Consider the following 18,193-nt stretch of genomic DNA (forward strand, 5'->3'; position numbering starts at 1 on the left):
CGCCCTCCACGCCGGGAATGGCCAGCTGCGCAAAGAGGATCTGACCGCAGGCGGCGCTGAGAACCTACATCCCAACCATGCCGCAACCGGGAGTCTCATCGTTGTGGCTTCGCAGATTGGCTTGGGAGCTTTGCAAGTCCTCTACAATACACCGCTGTCCCTCTCCGTAGTTCAATGGATAGAACGAGTGCCTCCTAAGCGCTAGATACAGGTTCGATTCCTGTCGGGGGGACCAAGATTCTGCAATGGAATCAAGCACAGAAGTGCTAACCACCAACAGCACAACACCGGGACAAAACCAGACCCATGCAAACTGTTTTTGCAGGTCGTTGACTGGTTTTTTTCCATTGGTTTAGTTTGTCCCGCCCCGCCTTTCGGCAAGCCTGAGGCGCCCCTGCGGCACCATCGCGATGTACTTGCCGCACTCCTCCGGCCCCCGCCCCAACGCTTTGCACAGATACCTCGCTAAACACTGGGAAACAGCGCGGGACTCGGCAGATAGCGCCGGCAGCGCGCCTCTGGTGGGGCCATTCCTCGGTCAGAGCACACGGGTTGTGATGCCAAGGGGCAGCGGCTACCCGCCCCAAGCGGTGGTGTACATTTCGCCGACATGTCTTTCAAGCCGTCAGAAAAAATGCATGTTCCTGCGGCAGCTCCAAGCCTGAACAGACCGGTGGCGGCTCCGGTCAGGAAATTTTATGAGGGGTGACCGCTAGCGTTGCTGAGCTTGGGAGGCAGCTGGGCTGTGGCTGACCTTGCGACAGTGTCGGCCTCCTTCCAGCGCAGATGGCACAGGCGCCACGTCAGCCGCCAGCTTGGCCTTCAAAAATTGCCTGAAGCGCTGCACTTTTTCTCGCAATTCGATTGCATACTTCTCCCTCTTGTCGCCACAACATGCGACAGCACGCCCCACCGACAAAGCGTCTCCTCCCATGAACTTTAGTATTGGCACTGCTGCGTTCTTCAGCGCTCTGGTTGAGTTTGCCCTGGGCATTGGCATTTTGGTGCTGTGGCTCAGGCAGCGGTCCAGCTATCTTATTTACTGGAGCTCAGGTTTTTTCCTGTTCAGCGCCGGTGCGGTGATGGTCACCTGGCGGGACCGAATTCCTGATCTCTTATCCATCGTCGTCGCCAACCTCGCCATCACACTCAGCTCGATCATGTTCCAGATCGGTATCTGCCTTTTTTATGGCCGACGCCGATCCTGGGTGCTATCGATGCTGGCGGTGCTGGTCATGGAAGGGGCATTGCTGGCTTACTACTGCTACTTTGACTACAACACGACGGCGCGTGTTTATAGCCATTGCGCAGCGCAAACGCTGATCGCATGGATGACGCTTCACACCCTCTTGGCAGTGGGTAAAGAGCGGGCCGAAGGCGTCAACCCCGAAGTGGTGGTGGTGACTGCACTGTTCTTGGTGGGGCATGGTGCTCGAATAGCCGGCACCGCATTCTTCCCCATGCCGCAAGATTTTCTGGCTGCAGGCAACTTCCAGACGCTGCTTGCCTTTGGGCTGATGCTGATTCACATCAATTATGCACTCGCGTTCGGGAACATGCACGCCTTCGCTCTGCAGGCAGATCTGAGCGCAGCGCTCGCAGCGACCAGGGCCAGCGACCGGCAGAAAGTCGAACTGCTGGGATACATCAGCCACGATTTACGTGCCCCTCTGGTCACCATCAGCGGGTACTCCAAACTGTTGCTCGCCGATGTGCCAGAAGCGCATAAAAAACCGCTCCAGACGATCCAGCGCAGTGTCAAATACCAGCTCGACCTGATCGATGAGTTGCTGGAATACACCAAGGGCGAGCTGCAGCCTTTGCGGGTGCAGCCGGCCACCATCGACCTTCCTCAACTGCTCGACGGTATTTCTGAATTCGCCGTTGCGCTGTGCGCGCAGCAGGACAACCGCTTCCGCTACCAGCCCTCGCATCGGCTCCCTCAGCAGATCGTGCTGGACGGCAAGCGCATGCAGCAGGTGCTGCTCAATCTGCTCTCCAATGCCGCCAAGTTCACGCACGGTGGCGTGGTCACCCTCTCCGTCACAGCCAAGCCCGTGGGTGATTTCTGCACACTGCACATCGCTGTCAGTGATACCGGAATAGGCATGGACCTCAACCAGGGCGTCGATATCTTTGGCGCCTTCCAGCAGATACAGGCCCAAAGCGGTAGCAACGGGCTGGGCCTGTTCATTGCGCAGCGTATTTTGGCGGCCATGGGTGGTACGTTGAGCGTGACCAGCAAGCCCGGCGAAGGTACGGAGTTCTCCTTCGCGTTGTCGGTGCCGGTGCTTCACACATCCGAATCGGAATGGCCCATCATCGTGCCAAGAGGCCCAGAGCGAGATCACACCTGCGTTGCGTCAGCATTGCCAGCAATCCCCATGCCCGATGATCCGGCTCTCGAGGAACTGGCCCACCTCGCCGTCCAAGGCCGTCTCACAGACATTGAAAACTGGATTGAACGCCATGGCCAAGATCCCCTCCATGTGCCGATGACGGCCCTCGTCAAAGACATGCTGGAGAATTTCGATTTTTCCGGCATACAAACGCTGGCATTGCAGCGTGGCGGGCATGCAAAGCATCCATAGACAGCGATAGAACACCTGCTTCGCCCCCGGCAAAGTCATGGCTCAAATGGCGTCAGACTTCATCGAAACAAGCCGGTTGCTGCCCGCAAAAAACCCTCAAGTGCTGCGCGGCACCTCGCCCATTTGAACTGCATTTTGGGATTGGTGAATCGGTCTGGACAGCGTTCATCCAGCGACTGCTCCTGGCCAACCGGCGGCTGTCGCAGACTGACCCATTGCCATGGCTCTAGACCCATCACCAGGGTTCGCAACGCCAGCGCACACCACGGTGCAGCCTCGCGGGCGGCCCTGCCGCGCTCATCGCATGCGGCCGCCTGCCACAAGCCGTGGCCGGCGCCACACCACAAGCCCCATCAAGGCCGCCAGCACCACCAGCGCAAAGCCTCCGAGACCAGGCACGGGCGTGGGGTTGCCGGGATTCGTTGGGTTCGTCGGGGTCGTGACCTGCGGGGCAACCGCCGCGCTCGATGCATTGTTGCCCGCCGCTGCATCGCCCCCGCCATTGCTGTCATTGTCCGCACCAGCCCCGCCCACCACCGTGATGCTGGCGTTGCCGGCCATCGTAAAGCTCAGTGTGCAGCTGAGCGTGCCATTGGGCGGCAGATCAGCGGGCGCACTGCAGACAGGTGTGGGGCTACCGGGCAAGCTGGCGGCGTTGGGGATGGTGCAAAAAGCATGCAGTGCCGTGCTGCTGCCGGTATTGGTACAGGTCGTTGTGCAGCTGACGGTGGCCCCCTCGGCTGCCGTGCCCGGGGTGCAGACGGTGGTGCTTTGCATGTCGGTCACGGCGCGCAGCGCAAACAGATTGCCGGTCGATCCATCGGACGGCACGCTGATGGCAATGCTTTGCACAGCCGTGCTACCCGCCACGCTGGTGTCGAGCGCACCGGGCGCGCCACTCGCCCCGGTCGTGCCCTGTTGTGTATAGGCCGCCTGGTAGCCCGCGGGCGGCGTTGTGGTGATGGCGCAGTCCGCCCCGGCCGGTACATTCTCAAAAATAAAGCTGCCATCCGCTGCTGCATCGACCGGGCCTGCGCTGTAGTCGGGGCCTGTGCACAGCAAAGACACCGCCAACGCCATACCGGCATCCACACTGTTGCCATCGTCTTGCGTGTTGGCGGGGTCGCTACCCTCTGCATATACCCGGCCCGAGACATTGGCCACCTGGGTCAGGTTCATCATGAAGGGGATCGCGTTGACCATGTTCTCCTGGGTGGTAAAGCCGATGCAGCCAACCTCCGCGCCTGCTGCCTCGCAAATCTCCGGATCCAGCGGAATGGCTGCAGGCTCAGGGAAAAAGCTGAAGGTGAACTCCTGGCCATCCATGACCACCGTGCGATTGACCGAGCCGTCCAGCACCCAGATATCGCTGCAAGGGTCTCCGCCTTTCACTACGCAGGCGGTCGGGTCACTGCCGTTCGGGGTTTCTGAAAACTTGATGGTGTAGACGAAGGTCTCATAGGTGTAGGGATCGCTACTGCCTTTGGCTTTGAGGCCGAGCGTGGTGCTGATCGTGGCGCTGGTCAGGGTCGCAAAGTTCAACGCCACCACGTTATTGGTATGGGTGTAGACATTGGCGTATTGCGCGGCGCCATTGGCCACCAAGGTCCCCGTCTGCGCACTGCTTGACACACTGATACCGCTGCGCCCTGGCCCTGCAGGACCAATGGGGCAAACCCCCCAGGAGATCTCGGCGGCCTTGACCTGTTCGCAGCCATTGTTGTTACCTGGGCCCGCGCCAACGAACCTGGTAGCGCCCGTGGTCGTCACAAACTCGGCCGTGACCGTGTAGTCCCATTCCAGGGGCGCGGCAGTGGCACTGCCCATGAACAAGGCGCCAAGCAAACCCAGGACGGTGACGCTTATGCTTCGATGCAACATATTGAACCCCGCTACGAACTGTAGATATTCATTTTTCAACAAAGAAAAACAAGTCAAGAAAATCTACATGCAATGTAGTGGCTTGGCCATCGGGATATGTTAATTTTTAAAAATTACAATCAGAAACACAACGCTATCGAACGAAATAATGGAGTATTGAAAGAAATCTCAAGAAATCCAAAAAATATTTAAATTAAGCAAAGATGCAGTTTGAAACCATCTGCTAGATTTCTCCCTGTTTTGCGGTTCGCATATACATGATAGACGCAAGTTATGCTAGGTGATATTCAATTGATTTAGTTTATCTTGCGGATGCATATGGGATATTTTTCAATTGGGATGGAGTTTTCAGGATGAAATTAATTCATAGACAGGCTGCTCTTTTTGCAGTGTCGCTTGCAGGGCTGACGGCTGCTGCTGGCGTACAGGCTGCAAATCTGGTCTGCGGCGTACCCCTGCGCGTAAGCACGGCATCCGTATCGAACTGGTCGACCGATGCACGCTACGTGAGTGCCCCGACCGGAGCCGCAGCAACTATTCGTGATGACTACAAGTGGAATGGATGGTTTGACCCCACTACGCAAACTCACGGTGCAGCCTCAGGATCCTTGAATGGCCAGCCTTTTGAAGGGAAGTGGCTTTCGTTTGGTGACTCCACTTTTGTAGAGGGCGCAGCCAACGGGGGAAATACAGGCACCGGTACTTACCCTGCAGTAATCACCAATGGCAATACCGACAATGGCGCCTGGGTCGCTGGGCGTGTCACATTCATTTATAACGACCCCATCAATATTGCCAATAATGTGAACTTGGCGACCATTCGAGTTCGCGGTCTTGGTGGTTTTGACGATAGCACCCAGTTCGTTGTCCGACCCAGCGCTCCGCCATCGGGTGCTAGCGACTGGCTGCAAGCACAAACTGCAGGGACACTGTACTCAACTCCGGATGCCATTGATTTAGATGGAAGCGCAGCAGGCTTGGGGTTTTATTATGGCAATAACACCATTGCGTTTGCGGTGCAGAATGTTGGTAGAGAAGATACAGACTCCCGGGGTAATCCAGTTGGTCTAACTGCGGATATTGAAATTACCGCCGATTGCGCGACTGAGCCGCCCGCCCAGCCCACCACCGTTCTGGCTTGCCCCGCCGGCAGCCAAGCAGGTGATGAAGTCCGTGTTGGCCCATTTACCACCAACGCCAGGGACTGGAAATGGACGCAGCGCATGAATGCAGCGGGCACCGCCCTGGAGAACGTCGAGCAGCCTCTGTTTGACAGCTACCGGTATCGCAGCTATTTCGATCCATCGACACTGACTACGGCGACCGACGCCCGCTGGATCAGCCCTGGAACGACCAACCCTGCGAGCAGCGACATCCCGGGTGTGCCTTACCCAGCGGCTACCGGGCAGTCTCGTGGCATCCAGGACGGCTCCACGTTCGTGATGAACCAGCCCGTCAATATCGGCAGCAATGTTGATTTGGCCAGCATCAAGCTCACTGGGCGTTTCGCATTTGATGACTACGGAAGCTCCGTCTATGTGAAGCCTGCAGCGGGTGCAGAGTCCGCTGCTGGACCTACCTATCTTCCCAATGGCTACGGTGCATTCCAGACCTATACCACGTCTGCAGCGCTTGGTTTTGCACGCGGCAACAACACCGTGGGCTTCCGGCTGGATGGCGGGCAAGAAACCAACGACTGTAGCGGCGGAACATGTGCATTGGGCGCCATTGCCGAGTTCTATGTCACCGCAGCCTGCACGGGTGAGCCTCCAAGTGCCGACCTGTCCATCACCAACGCCAGTGCCGCTACCAGCGTAGCACCCGGTGCTACGGTGACCTACACTGTCACCGCCAGCAATGCCGGCCCGGTGGAAGCCACGGGCGCCACGGTCACCAACACCCTGCCTGCCGCACTGACGGATGCCACCTGGACCTGTGTGGGCGCAGGCGGCGGTACTTGCAGCGCATCGGGCAGCGGCAATATCAATGACACGGTCAACCTGCCTGTGGGCGCCAGCGTGACCTACACCGTCACGGCCAAGGTCGCTGCAAACGCCACCGGTTCGCTGGCCAGCACGGCAAGCATCGCGGCTCCTGCGGGCATTGATGATCCCTCTCCGGCCAACAACAGTGCAACCGCCAACAGCGTTATCGCCACCCCTGGCTCTGCCACCCCAGTCCCCGCATTGGACCTGGCTGGCCTGGCGCTGCTGGGCGGATTGAGTGCCGGTATCGGTGCCTTGGCACTGCGCCGCCGCCAACGCAACCAGTGATGGCTAGAAGCCTCAGGGCTTGAAGACTTGCCGAGTTACTCACAATCGCCTCCAGCTGGAGGCGATTTTTTTATTCCAAGACCTTTCGAAAATGCAATACCCACAGCCGACTCGGCCATTGCTGACAGGCCGCCCCAACAAACCGGTATGACGAGCGGCATTTGCCAAGATATTGACCAAGTGCTTTAGCCAGACAAGACACCGCCCTCTTTGGGCTGCCTCTGCACAAGCTTCACCAAGCGCGACGGACACCGATCGGGATAAAACGCACAAGGCGCCCCTTAAAGGCGAACCGGAGGTATTGCCGAGGAAGACCTGGGATTGGATCGCCCGAGAGCACGTTCAGACCATGGCGGGGAGTTGTGCAGAAGTTCCCAAGGCCCACAGCCTATATCACATCCCTGCCGTGAACCGGTATTCGGCACGCATCACGCAGCGGACCATCCATCTGCCACAAAAAATAGCTGGATAACCCTATCCCCGCTGCACTGTGAAGCCGCACCGCCCCATCATTCGCACCCGCTTGGTTGAAAGGGGGTATTGACAATGCCAAATCCCAAGTTATCTACAAAAATCAAGAAATCAAAGGAAATTAAATAAAACAAAACAAAGAAAATGGATAAAAAGCAAAGATTTTGAATTTGCATACCATCCGATTTGAAACAGCTAACAAAAAAAATGCTACCCATGTCCACCTGCGCCTTGACCATGTTTTAGGTGTATGGCATTGTAAACGGCGTGACCGAGTGAATAGAAGGGCATAGGATTCCGCTATCATGATCCACCCCTCATTTACAGCCAAGAGAGCTTGCATTTTTGTTTTATTACTGCATCCGCTTCAATTCAGTAAAGGGTGAATATGACCGATTCTAAAAAATGCCGCCTGGCCCAGCCTTTCCAGCATTTTCGTCGCCGCTGACGAATTCTCCCGCCCATAAAAAAATATTCAAGCATCTGCTTATCTCGGCCGCTTTGCTATTGCCAGCCGTATCGATGGCACAAGTCGCCTGCGATGGCCGGCTTTTTCTGTCGCAAAACGCACCGACCTCGTTAAACAGCGTGTCTACGGATACCAATCCGATGGTGTTTACCGGCATTGGGGGGCTTCTGCGGTTTCCTACAACGCCTTGGGTTATTCCCCCACCGATGGTCAGATCTATGCCATGCGGACCGATGCCAATGGCGACAATCTGCTGAGCGTCAACCAGAGCACCGGAGCTGTCACCGTTGTGGGCGCTGTGACGGGGCTGCCAGCGAGTCCCGCTTACAACTCGGGCACAGTGGGCAGCGATGGCACCTACTATGTCAAACCCTTTGGCAACACCTCGGTGATTTATGCCATTGATACGAGCGCACTGACCGCTACCACCATCACCTTGGATACGGCATTCACGGCCTCGGACATCGCCTGGGTCGGTGGCGCTTCCGGGGGCTTGTATTCGGTGTCCGACACAGGCCAGCTCTATGCCATCGATGTAGGTACTGGAGCCGTCTCGGCCATGGGTGCGGCAGACACCACCGGTGGTGTGCTGGGCGCACAGTTCGGTGCCACCAACGGTTTGTTTGGCTCGGCCAACAATGGCAGCGGTTTTTACCAGATCAATCTGGACACCGGTGTCAAAACGCTCATTGCCGGCTCGCCCGGATCGGGCACCAACGACGGTGCGAACTGCCCCGATGCGCCCATCCGGGTCCCTGCGGATTTGAGCATCACCAAAACCAACGGCCAAACCACCTATGTGCCTGGCACCAATGTCGTCTACACCATTACCGTGCGCAACAACGGTCCGTTCACCGCCGTCGGTGCCAAGGTGACCGATGTATTGCCCAGCGGCATCAGCACCGCCAACTGGTCCTGCAGCGCTTCGGCCGGCGGAAGCTGTGCTGCCAGTGGCACAGGCGGCATTGATGACACCATCAATCTGGCGGTGAATGCGACCGCGACCTATACGCTGACCATGGCCATTCCAGCCAGCTTCACGGGTAATCTGGTGAACACCGCCACGGTCGAAGCCGATGGCTCCAGCGCCAGCGCGGTCAATACCAATCCGGACCCAGACCCCTCCAACGATACGGCAACGGACACCGACACCCCTGCCACCGTTCCTCCTGTTGCGGCACCTACCCCCGTGCCCACGATGACAGCACTGGGCCTGCTCCTGCTCTCTCCTTTGATGGGTTTGGCAGGCTTTATGGGTTTGTCTCGCCGTCGCAAGGTCTAAAAGTCCTCTAAGACTAAAAGCCTTCTCCGTGCCTTCGTAGCACTGAGGAGGCTTTTCTATATGGCTTCCGTGGTGGCGACAAGCCGCCGCTCCTTCGGCTGTGCAGCGGCCCATGCGCGCCCAAACAGGGTACTGAGCCGCACCGCAATCGCCAACGCCAATAGCTCAGGCTCCTCCTTCTCACCGCAGGACGAAATATTGTGCTGAGCCTATTCAAAAATGCTGCATCCCTCAAACATGGGCATGAATGGCATTATGGATTGAGGGTCACCAATAATAGCTCCGTACCTTTCAGCAGCAGCTACACGTTTGCTTTAAGTCTATTTTCTTTGGAAATATGACAAAGCAACGATTTTCCATCTTCAATAGTAATTAGATGTATATTTAAGTATCTACATGCATATCTCATGCAGCCAGCCCACTTCAATGCATCCACTGGAAAAATGAACATGCCGACACTTGCCAAGTTAGCAACCTTGACCTGCTTGGGGCTCGCGGGCCATGCCATGGCCGCTGATTGCGTCAATGGCGTCAATGCAGCGGGCACCTGCACCGTGCCTGCAGGGGTAACCCACATCAGCTTTGAGGCCTGGGGTGGCGGCGGTGGCGGGGGCTCGAATGACCAGGGCTGGAACGGCATCGCAGGGGGCGGCAGCGGTGGTGGCGGCGGGGCCTATTGCAAAGCCCGTCTTGCCGTGACTGCAGGCAACGAGCTCCTGGTCATCGTCGCTGCCGGCGGCGCGCCTGGCTTGGTCAACAGCGTGGATTGGACCGCCACTGGGACGCACAGCACGGGAGGCGGGTTCTCTGCAGTGACGGGGCCCGGTGTGGTCGGTGTGACTGCCAATGGCGGCGGCGGCGGGGGCGGCAGCACCGTGGATCTCAACTATTTCGATGGCGCACGCGGCTTACCAGGTCAAGGTGCGACAACGCACAGCGGCGGCACCGGTGGTGCTGGAGGTGCCAATTTCCTGGGACGCCCTGGCGGTCTGGGCGGAGGCGGAGGCGCTGGCTCCATCGGAGGCTCGGGTGGCGCAGGTGGCAATGGCGCCAATGGAGCCGACGGAAGTAGCGCACCTGATTGGGATGGAACCTGGGAAGGGCCCGGCATAGACGGAGCCAATGGGACAGACGGCGGCAATGGCGGGGATGGCGGCAACGGCGGCGACGGTGCGATAGCTGGGATCGGCGGCGCTGGCGGACAGGCGGGCTACGAAGGCCATGGTGGAAACGGTGGCTCGGGCTCTCCCGGCTATGGCTACGGAAACATAGGTACCAATGGCGTACCTGGAGTGCCCGGCATGCCGGGAGCAGACGGCCTGATCCTGACAGGCCCATTGGCCGTGGCAGCTTGCGAAGGAGAAAGCATCGCAGGCGCCAATGGATCGGGGGCAAGCGGCGGCGCTGCCGGAGGAGTCAACGTCGGGGCCGGCGCTGGCGGCGACGGTGGGCAAGCGGGGCAGGCCGGTATGGTCCGCATGACTTTTGTCGTGGAGCCGGATCCACCAACAACGCCCGTGGAGCCCGCTCCCGTGCCGACCCCTGTGCCCACGATGACAGCCTGGGGCCTGCTGGCGCTCTCGCCCATCATGGCGCTAGCCGGCTTCCTGGGATTCTCCAGGCGCCGCAAGGTCTAGGAACCCTTTGCAACACCGTCTGCTGTGGTCTGAACGCAGGCGCGGGCCATCCGCGCTGATCCGATGGGACAAGGGTCTGGCAGAAGATGCCAAGGAATAGACCGCTTTGGGGTTCTACCGCTGGTTTGCGCAACCCCATCGCTGCGCAAACCCTCTGCCGGCGCCCATTTATCCAGCGGCCGTCAATGCACCACCATGGCCAAGAGCACCGCACACAGCAAGGCGATATAGACCTTGGCATGGATACGGTCCGGGATCTTGCCAATCCAGCGCGACGCCAGCCGGATGCCCAACCAGGAGCCCGCCACCAGCACCAGGCAGGCACGCACATCGATGTAGCCCAGATGCCATGTGCCCAACGGCGCGGTGTTGGACGCCAGCAGCGCGTAGGTGGCGGTGCCCACGATGGCCATCGGCAATGACAGCGGATTGGCTGCGGCGGTAGCGGCCGTCATGCTGGCGCCGCGCCGGCGCATCAGCGGGACGGTCATGACACTGCCGCCGACTCCCAGAAAAGCGGCAATTGCGCCGATAAAGAGCCCCAGCGCAGCGGCCGCTGGCCTGGCCAGAGGGCGCATACTGCTGCTGCGCTCCTGGGTAAAACCGGGCCGCAGCAGGCTGTCGAGAATCGTCAACGCGAGATAGCCGACGAACGCCCAGCGGATCCAGCCGCCGCTCAGCATCAGCGCAGCCATCGCCCCAGGGACGGCCCCGAGCGCCACATAGCCCAGCAGCGGCCGCACCTGGCCCCAGGGCACCGTGCCGGCCCGGTGGTGCCGCCAGCTGGCCAGCCCCGCTCCAAAGACCATCACACAGGTGGAGGTGGCCACCGCGATATGCATGGCGGCAAGCCCCAGCGCACTGTCTGCGCCATACACCCCCACCAGCACCGCATACAGCACCGGAACGACGACAAAGCCGCCACCAAAACCAAACAGCACGGTGGTCACACCGGCCAGAACCCCAAAACACAGCAGCAGCAAATACATGGACAAGGACCATCAACGGATGCAAAACGCCACGATAGAGCGCCAGGCTTCGGCTGACTTTCGATAAAAAGCCAAGCATCCTTGCATTTAGGCCAAAATCGGCCGATGCACAACATCCCTCTCGCATCGGTAGATGCCGTGGCCCGGCCGCTGTTGGCCATCAGCACCGACTATGCACCCGGCACGCTGCTGGACACCCACAGCCACCGGCGCGCGCAGGTGCTGTACGGCATGAGCGGCCTGATGGAGGTGGAAACGGACGATGGCGCCTGGGTGATACCGCCCTTTAGTGGTGTCTGGATTCCCGCTGGCAAGCCCCACCGGGTGCGCATGCATGGCGTGAGCACACGCAGCCTGTATATCGAGCCCGCTGCTGCGCCCCGCCAGGGCCTGCATTGCGAAGCGCTGGTGGTCAGCGCGCTGCTGCACCAGCTGCTGCTGGCCTCGATCACGATGGAAGCGCTGTATGACGAACAAGGGCGGGACGGCGCCTTAGCCCAGTTGCTGATGCACGAAGTGCGCCAGGCACCCACCATGCCCTTGTTCGCCCCCATCCCGCAGGACCGGGCGCTGGCTGCGCGCTGCCAGGCCTTCTTGAAGGCGCCACAGATCCAGGCCGCGCCTGAGGCATGGGCCGCTGAGCTGCACAAAAGCCTGCGCAGCTTTAACCGGCATTTTCGCCAGCAGACCGGCATGAGTTTTGGCGCCTGGCGGCAGCAAGCCTGCCTGCTCGCGGCCCTGCCCCGGCTGGCGGGCGGGCAGTCGGTCACCCAGGTCGCGCTTGATCTGGGCTATGACAGCCCCAGTGCTTTTTCGACCATGTTTCGCAAGCGCTTGGGCAGGGTGCCCAGTGGCTTTATGCGGGCCGCGTCATCTGGCAACGAAAATCCGCCGGGCACCGCCCAGTGACAGCAAAACGCCTGCGGCCTGCGACACAATATCGCGGGCTACAAATTCGATAACAACCCATGAATAAAACCGTTTTCGCCTCGCTCGGCCTTCTGCTGCTGGCACACGCCACCTGCTCACAGGCAGACAACAGCAATGGCAAAAATATCTTTGTGCAGCGCTGCGCCATGTGCCATGGCGCCGACCTCCAAGGCAGCGGCCCGCTGGCAAACAAAAGCAAGCCGCCCACACCCGATCTCACCACGGCAGCGTTCAAGAAGCGCCTGCACGACTACCCCGGTGTCATCGTCTCATCGGTGGTGCTCCGGCCCAATGGCGATCTGATTCCGAAAACCCTGCGCGAGAACGGCGTCAAGCTGCCCGCCTTTGCCTGGCGGGTGAAGGATTTGCGGGACTTGAACGAGTACATGGGCGCCGAGATCGCAAAAAGGCGCTAAGCCCCTGTTCAAAGTCTCTCGCGCCGCTGTAGGGCTGAATGACAGAGCCCCAAACGCGACAGACACAGGCACCTGCGGCGGCTCCAAAGCCTGAGCGTTATGGTCACGGGCTTGGGCGCTGCAGGCCTGCTCCCCGTCGAATTGACTAGACTGGCACCCTCACTCCATGAGGGCGCAATGCAGCAAGAACCCGATTTCGTACAGAACCTGAGGCAAGAATTCGGGGATGGATGGCGCTGGGTGGAGCGTTGCATTGTGCTGGCCTATGCCGCCGCAGCGGGCCTGTGCGTGGTCGGGTTCACGATGGTGGCCGAGAAGGCCTTTGACTGGTTCATGCACATCTACCACTGGCAAGGGGGCTGGGCGGTACTGCTGTGGACGCCATGCCTGACGGCAGCCATTGTCTGGGCCACACGCCGCTGGGCACCGGGCGCTGCGGGCTCGGGCATTCCGCAGGTCATGGCCGCGCAAGAGACGGCGCTCAATGACCAGCAGCGCAGCCGCTTTGTCTCGCTGTGGCTGTCCGCCTGCAAGATTGCGCTGGCAGGCCTGGGGTTTCTGGCGGGCCTGTCGATTGGCCGCGAGGGGCCGTCCGTGCAGGTGGCCGCCGGCGTCATGCACCATGCCAAGCGCTGGTTTGGTCCGCGCTCGGGCATCACCAGCCATGCGCTGCTGGTGGCAGGCGGTGCAGCGGGCATTGCAGCCGCCTTCAATGCACCGCTGGCGGGGATCGTTTTCGCCATCGAAGAGCTGTCCCGCAAGCTGGAGTCGCGCGCCAGCGGCCTGATCATTGCCGCCATTGTGCTGGCCGGTCTGATGGGCGTCTCCGCATTTGGCAACCTGAACTACTTCGGGCGCATCCAGGTGCCCAGCCTCAACTGGCACGCACTGCTGCCCGGCATCTGTGTCGCCTTGAGCTGCGGCGTCTTGGGGGGCCTGTTTGCCAAGCTGATGGCCGCGTCCCTGACCGGCGCGCCAGAGCGCCTCAACCGCTTGCGCGCGCAGTATCCCATCCGCTTTGCAGCTGCTGGCGGCTTGCTGATTGCCGTCATCGGCCTGGCCACCAGCGGCGCCACCTTTGGCGCCGGTTCGGAAGAAGTCAAGCACATGCTGGCGGGAGAGGCCGAGTTGCCTGCGCTGTATGTGACGCTCAAATTCATCGCCACCTGGCTGTCTGCCTGGGTGGGCGTGCCTGGCGGTATCTTCGCGCCCTCGCTGTCGATCGGCGCAGGTGTGGGCCACAACGTCTCGCTGATGATGGGCAGCGACATCGCCCCCGCCTTGATTGCGATGGGCATGGCCGCGTTCCTGGCCGCTGTCACGCAAGCGCCGCTCACGGCTTTCATCATCGTGATGGAGATGGTCGATGGGCACTCGATGGTGCTGAGCTTGATGGCCGCCGCGATGCTGGCCAGCCTGGTCTCGCGCATGATCGCCAGGCCGCTGTATGAGACCCTGGCCAACTACATGCTCAGCCAGGTGCAGAGCACGCAGCCTCCACCAGCGGAACAGGCCGTGCAAAAGCCAGCCGCTTCATCCTGATCATCCAGATCGCACGCAGGTCCTGGCCAGTGGATAGCGCAGTCCCACCTACGAGGCCAAAGCGGCCAGCACCCGCGCTTTAACGCGACTCGCGCCAACGCGTGGATAGGGGCCAGCTGCGCCTTTGATAGGCGGGTACCCGTGTTGGCTCAGCCAAGCCAGGATGGCCGCACATCGCCCAGAGCCGATCAGCGGCTGACACCCTTTGCGCTTGCCAGCGGCCAACTATGCCCTTGGGTGGACAAGCTAACCCTGCTGTCACGCCCAGGGTCCTCTCTGTGATGGCTACCAGAGCACCCAGCAACCATCTCCGGCGGGCGTCAACGCTGAGAGCGAGCACGGGACCCACTGATGGTCAAACAGCACCGTACCTCGTTCACTCCAAAGGCATCGCGCAATTATTAACCAAGCATTATTAATTGTTTTGGTTTATCTCGCCACTCCATAAAAGATGCGCGCGATTGTGAACAATATAAATCTCTATCGCCATTTTCACCTTTACTATTTAAAAAAAATACAAATAACAAAGCTATTTTAATAAAACCAAAGACGTATACATGGCCTCGCGTTGTACAGTTCTAACTGTAATTTTTTGCTGCACAGCCAAGACCTTAGGAGTCAAACCGCTGATCACTCCACGCCCATCAGATTCAAATATTTTTTATATTTAGTCATTTGATTATTAACAGGAATCAGCAAATTATCTCCACAGGATTATCTGGGTGTACATATGACGCCCTGGTAAGCATGGCTGTCTTGAATCGATGGCAGGCATTTTCTCAACCAAGGCAAATCCTCGCCTCACCTAGAGAATGGAATTCAATCATGCGAAAACAAATGCTGACCCTTGCCGCTGTGCTTGCGATGGCGGTGCCCAGTTTGTCCAGCGCCGCGTTTGTATCAGGCAGCGTTATCTATAACCAAAGCGCCATCTACTCTGGAACATCAGAAAATTTGAGATATGACGCTGACGGGACGTTGTACAGCGATGCCTCGGTACTTTTGATTTGCATCGATCACAGCACACAGCCACCCTTTGACTACAAAATCGATCCTGCTCTATTCGACACGGAAGCCGGCGCCAGCGCCATCAAGGGCGCCTCCGGTGCAGCAGGCGAGGCGGCGATCTACTGGCTGCTCGACAAGTACTACCTCAGCTATTACAAAAATGGCGACAACAATCATCGCCGCGCGCTCCAGTACGCGCTGTGGGAGCTTGGCAACGACTACGACGGAACTGCCGAGAGCATCAACATCAATGCAGGCTCCTCGCGTCCCGCTTTAGAGAACGTCCTTTTATATGGCGGCACGGACCAAGCCGTGTTTGTCAACGCCTACAACACCTTGTACGACGATATGAAGGCCAATCTGCCGACACTGCGTACCTCGTACCGCTCCAACACCTACACGATGGACCTGTTTCGCAATCGCGATCCGGCGTACCAGCACATGGTGGCCTTGATCGAACGCGCACCACCGAACACCGTACCCATTGCCGAGCCGACGATCACCGGCACACCGCAGGTCGGCTCCACCGTGACCGGCAGCTACAGCTATGCGGACAACAACAACGACATTGAAAACCCCAGCGGCACCACCTACCAGTTTGTAACCAGCCCCAACCCCAGCATCAGCAGCTCCAGCGACGGCACGGTGGTGGCGAGCGGCACCACCGGGGGGGCGAGCCAGACGCCCACCTACACCTTGCAGCCAGCGGACCAAGACAAAAACGTCTTTTTCTGCGTCAAGCCGGATGCCCAAACCGGCGCAACGCCAGGGCTGGAGGTCTGCACCAGCGCGCTGGGCCCGGTGACCGAGCTGCCTCCCAATGTGGTGCCCACTGCCGTCCCGGCCATCACCGGCACACCGCAGGTCGGCTCCACCGTGACCGGCAGCTACACCTATGCGGACAACAACAGCGACGTTGAAAACCCCAGCGGCACCATCTACCAGTTTGTGACCAGCGCCAACCCCAGCATCAGCAGCTCCAGCGACGGCACGGTGGTAGCGAGCGGCACCACCGGGGGGGCAGGCCAGACGCCGACTTATACCCTGCAAGCCGCAGACCTGAACCAATATGTCTTCTTCTGCGTCAAGCCTGCCGCACAGACCGGTGCAAGCCCTGGGCTGGAGGTGTGCACCAGCCCTGTAGGGCCGGTCACCACCCGCGTGGTGCAGCAGGCGCCTACACCGGTGCCAGGCTTGGGCCCCTGGGCGCTCCTGGGCTTGACACCGCTGATCGCGCTGCTGGGGATCCGGCGCCAGCGCAAGCACATCGGCTAAATACCAACGCCGACCACGGATAGCCACCGCAAGGTGGCTTTTTCATGTCCACGCATGCTGGGCAGATGTGCCAGCGGCTGGGGCAGCCCGCATATCCGACTGGAGGCATGACCTGGTCGGGCACGGGTACCCCGGCGCAAAGACCACCAAGGCAAAAGCGCCGGCGCTGCCTTGCACAGCACACGGCGCTTTGCGCGATATGACTGAGATTAGGTCGTAGCCTTCGGGTACACAAATTGGGGCAGGCCCTGCAAGGTTTCCTTGCTGGCGTCTGGCAGCAGCAAGCCGTATTTGCCCAGCTTGAAGCGGGAGAACTCGATGGCCACGTCATAGGTGCCCAGGCCCATAAAGCCGCCGATGCCGACAATGGCAAAAATCAGATTGTCTTCCTTGCCGACGATCACATCATCTACGGTGCCAATTTCTTGGCCATTGGTGTCGTGCACCGGCTCACCGATGAACTCCTTTTTGACGCTCCATCCCGTTGCCAGCACCTCCGCCCCCCGGGGCGAGATCGCAAAAGGTGTATGGATGGTGACTGTTTCTTGGTTATCCATATATCCACCACAAAAAAATTGATGCAGGCTCAAACTGTAGCAATCTTTACCTGTGCCGATCCTCTCGCCAGCGCGGCTCTCAGCAAAAAGGCGTGGCGTCTGACAATGGCGCCTAACACAGCTTCAACGCGCATGAAATCCCCAGAATACGGGATAGTAAATACTTGCAAATGCGATACATTTGTTTGCATTCAACACATGGAGATTGCGATGAAGACATTGCTGTGCGCCAGCGCCCTGGCACTGGCCGTTGGAGGCTTTGCCTCGGCCGCGAACGCTGCCTTGGTGCAGTGGACCCTGACGGATGTGACGTTCGTCGATGGCGGCACCGCCTCTGGCTCCTATGTGTTTGATGCGACCACCCAGACCTTTAGCCAGATCAATGTGACCGCCACGGGCACGGAAGGCATACCGGCTGCCAGCTTCAGCAATACCTGCAATGGCTCCAACTGCGACGCCTACCTGTCCGATCCTGCACAGAACATGATCTTTGTGCCTGCTGACACCAGCGATCTGACGGGCAAACAAGTCATTTTGTTGGACTTGCAAAGCCCGATGACAGATGCCGGCGGCACGATTGCGATCAAGCCGCCTGAAGGAGAAGTGGAAGTCACGGTGGCACTACGGAACAAGGCCTTTTCCACCTTCTGCCCTGATGCCACCTGTTCAGGCCCGGGAGCCATGCGCTTTATCGCCTCGGGTGAGGTGGTGGGTCGTGCGGTGGTGGTGCCTGCCGTAGCTCCCACCCCGGTGCCCGCCATGGCTCCATGGGGTCTGGCCTTGCTGTCGCTGCTGCTGGCACCTCTGGGCTGGATGCAGCAACGCCGCCAACGCGTAGCGGCAAAGCCAGCGCGGGGCTGAGCCACGCAAGG

13 protein-coding genes and 1 tRNA gene are annotated in these 18,193 nt (G+C 59.6%); 10 read left to right on the plus strand and 4 right to left on the minus strand.

All coding sequences use genetic code 11. From position 1 onward, the window contains the following. Positions 1-160 precede the first annotated feature (160 nt). A tRNA-Arg gene (locus WH265_RS07135) sits at positions 161-235 on the plus strand. A gap of 697 nt (positions 236-932) precedes the next feature. After that, positions 933-2,591, plus strand: a complete 1,659-nt coding sequence (locus tag WH265_RS07140; RefSeq protein ID WP_339517334.1) for a sensor histidine kinase — start codon at positions 933-935, stop codon at positions 2,589-2,591. A gap of 297 nt (positions 2,592-2,888) precedes the next feature. Here WH265_RS07140 and WH265_RS07145 read toward each other — a convergent pair whose 3' ends face one another. Beyond that, on the minus strand, positions 2,889-4,472 hold the full coding sequence (locus tag WH265_RS07145; RefSeq protein ID WP_339557790.1) for a THxN family PEP-CTERM protein: 1,584 nt from the start codon (positions 4,470-4,472) through the stop codon (positions 2,889-2,891). Positions 4,473-4,825: 353 nt separating this feature from the next. On the opposite strand from WH265_RS07145, the gene WH265_RS07150 reads away from it, so the two are divergent. Continuing rightward, positions 4,826-6,745, plus strand: a complete 1,920-nt coding sequence (locus WH265_RS07150; protein WP_339557791.1) for a DUF11 domain-containing protein — start codon at positions 4,826-4,828, stop codon at positions 6,743-6,745. An 869-nt stretch (positions 6,746-7,614) separates the two neighbouring features. Here the strand turns inward: WH265_RS07150 and WH265_RS07155 are convergent. Continuing rightward, on the minus strand, positions 7,615-7,842 hold the full coding sequence (locus tag WH265_RS07155; RefSeq protein ID WP_339557792.1) for a hypothetical protein: 228 nt from the start codon (positions 7,840-7,842) through the stop codon (positions 7,615-7,617). Here WH265_RS07155 and WH265_RS07160 point away from each other — a divergent pair. Then, entirely contained in the window at positions 7,753-8,967 is a 1,215-nt protein-coding gene (locus tag WH265_RS07160) for a DUF6923 family protein (RefSeq protein ID WP_445228497.1), read from the plus strand. The two genes, WH265_RS07155 and WH265_RS07160, sit on opposite strands and share 90 nt — an antisense overlap. A 506-nt stretch (positions 8,968-9,473) precedes the next feature. Then, positions 9,474-10,604 (plus strand): hypothetical protein, encoded by a 1,131-nt coding sequence (locus tag WH265_RS07165; RefSeq protein WP_339557794.1) that lies wholly within the window; start codon positions 9,474-9,476, stop codon positions 10,602-10,604. A gap of 182 nt (positions 10,605-10,786) precedes the next feature. On the opposite strand, the gene WH265_RS07170 is transcribed toward WH265_RS07165, so the two are convergent. Continuing rightward, a complete protein-coding gene (locus WH265_RS07170; RefSeq protein WP_339557795.1) occupies positions 10,787-11,593 on the minus strand; it encodes a sulfite exporter TauE/SafE family protein in 807 nt (268 codons plus the stop codon). A gap of 105 nt (positions 11,594-11,698) precedes the next feature. Here WH265_RS07170 and WH265_RS07175 point away from each other — a divergent pair, with 105 nt between their 5' ends. The 4 genes from WH265_RS07175 to WH265_RS07190 all read left to right on the plus strand — a co-directional run bounded on the left by WH265_RS07175 (position 11,699) and on the right by WH265_RS07190 (position 16,764). Beyond that, positions 11,699-12,502, plus strand: coding sequence for an AraC family transcriptional regulator (locus WH265_RS07175; protein WP_339557796.1), 804 nt, complete (start codon positions 11,699-11,701; stop codon positions 12,500-12,502). A gap of 59 nt (positions 12,503-12,561) precedes the next feature. Beyond that, positions 12,562-12,939 (plus strand): c-type cytochrome, encoded by a 378-nt coding sequence (locus WH265_RS07180; protein WP_312989022.1) that lies wholly within the window; start codon positions 12,562-12,564, stop codon positions 12,937-12,939. 177 nt (positions 12,940-13,116) lie between these two features. Further along, positions 13,117-14,481 (plus strand): chloride channel protein, encoded by a 1,365-nt coding sequence (locus WH265_RS07185; RefSeq protein ID WP_339517327.1) that lies wholly within the window; start codon positions 13,117-13,119, stop codon positions 14,479-14,481. Between the two features lie 1,002 nt (positions 14,482-15,483). Beyond that, positions 15,484-16,764, plus strand: a complete 1,281-nt coding sequence (locus WH265_RS07190; protein WP_339557797.1) for an IPTL-CTERM sorting domain-containing protein — start codon at positions 15,484-15,486, stop codon at positions 16,762-16,764. A gap of 209 nt (positions 16,765-16,973) precedes the next feature. On the opposite strand, the gene WH265_RS07195 is transcribed toward WH265_RS07190, so the two are convergent. Further along, positions 16,974-17,321: a PRC-barrel domain-containing protein gene (locus WH265_RS07195; RefSeq protein WP_021025362.1), complete on the minus strand. Its 348-nt coding sequence runs from the start codon at positions 17,319-17,321 to the stop codon at positions 16,974-16,976. A gap of 210 nt (positions 17,322-17,531) precedes the next feature. On the opposite strand from WH265_RS07195, the gene WH265_RS07200 reads away from it, so the two are divergent. Next, positions 17,532-18,182, plus strand: coding sequence for an IPTL-CTERM sorting domain-containing protein (locus tag WH265_RS07200; protein ID WP_339517325.1), 651 nt, complete (start codon positions 17,532-17,534; stop codon positions 18,180-18,182). The last annotated feature ends 11 nt before the right edge of the window (positions 18,183-18,193 follow it).

Source organism: Comamonas sp. MYb396 (assembly GCF_037479555.1).
Classification (GTDB): domain Bacteria; phylum Pseudomonadota; class Gammaproteobacteria; order Burkholderiales; family Burkholderiaceae_C; genus Comamonas.

Excerpts from the sequence above, each read along its gene's own strand:
- WH265_RS07140 (WP_339517334.1), top strand. The coding sequence starts at position 933 with ATGAACTTTAGTATTGGCACTGCTGCGTTCTTCAGCGCTCTGGTTGAG.
- WH265_RS07145 (WP_339557790.1), bottom strand. The coding sequence starts at position 4,472 with ATGTTGCATCGAAGCATAAGCGTCACCGTCCTGGGTTTGCTTGGCGCC.
- WH265_RS07150 (WP_339557791.1), top strand. The coding sequence starts at position 4,826 with ATGAAATTAATTCATAGACAGGCTGCTCTTTTTGCAGTGTCGCTTGCA.
- WH265_RS07155 (WP_339557792.1), bottom strand. The coding sequence starts at position 7,842 with ATGCCGGTAAACACCATCGGATTGGTATCCGTAGACACGCTGTTTAAC.
- WH265_RS07165 (WP_339557794.1), top strand. The coding sequence starts at position 9,474 with ATGGCCGCTGATTGCGTCAATGGCGTCAATGCAGCGGGCACCTGCACC.
- WH265_RS07170 (WP_339557795.1), bottom strand. The coding sequence starts at position 11,593 with ATGTATTTGCTGCTGCTGTGTTTTGGGGTTCTGGCCGGTGTGACCACC.
- WH265_RS07175 (WP_339557796.1), top strand. The coding sequence starts at position 11,699 with ATGCACAACATCCCTCTCGCATCGGTAGATGCCGTGGCCCGGCCGCTG.
- WH265_RS07180 (WP_312989022.1), top strand. The coding sequence starts at position 12,562 with ATGAATAAAACCGTTTTCGCCTCGCTCGGCCTTCTGCTGCTGGCACAC.
- WH265_RS07185 (WP_339517327.1), top strand. The coding sequence starts at position 13,117 with ATGCAGCAAGAACCCGATTTCGTACAGAACCTGAGGCAAGAATTCGGG.
- WH265_RS07195 (WP_021025362.1), bottom strand. The coding sequence starts at position 17,321 with ATGGATAACCAAGAAACAGTCACCATCCATACACCTTTTGCGATCTCG.
- WH265_RS07200 (WP_339517325.1), top strand. The coding sequence starts at position 17,532 with ATGAAGACATTGCTGTGCGCCAGCGCCCTGGCACTGGCCGTTGGAGGC.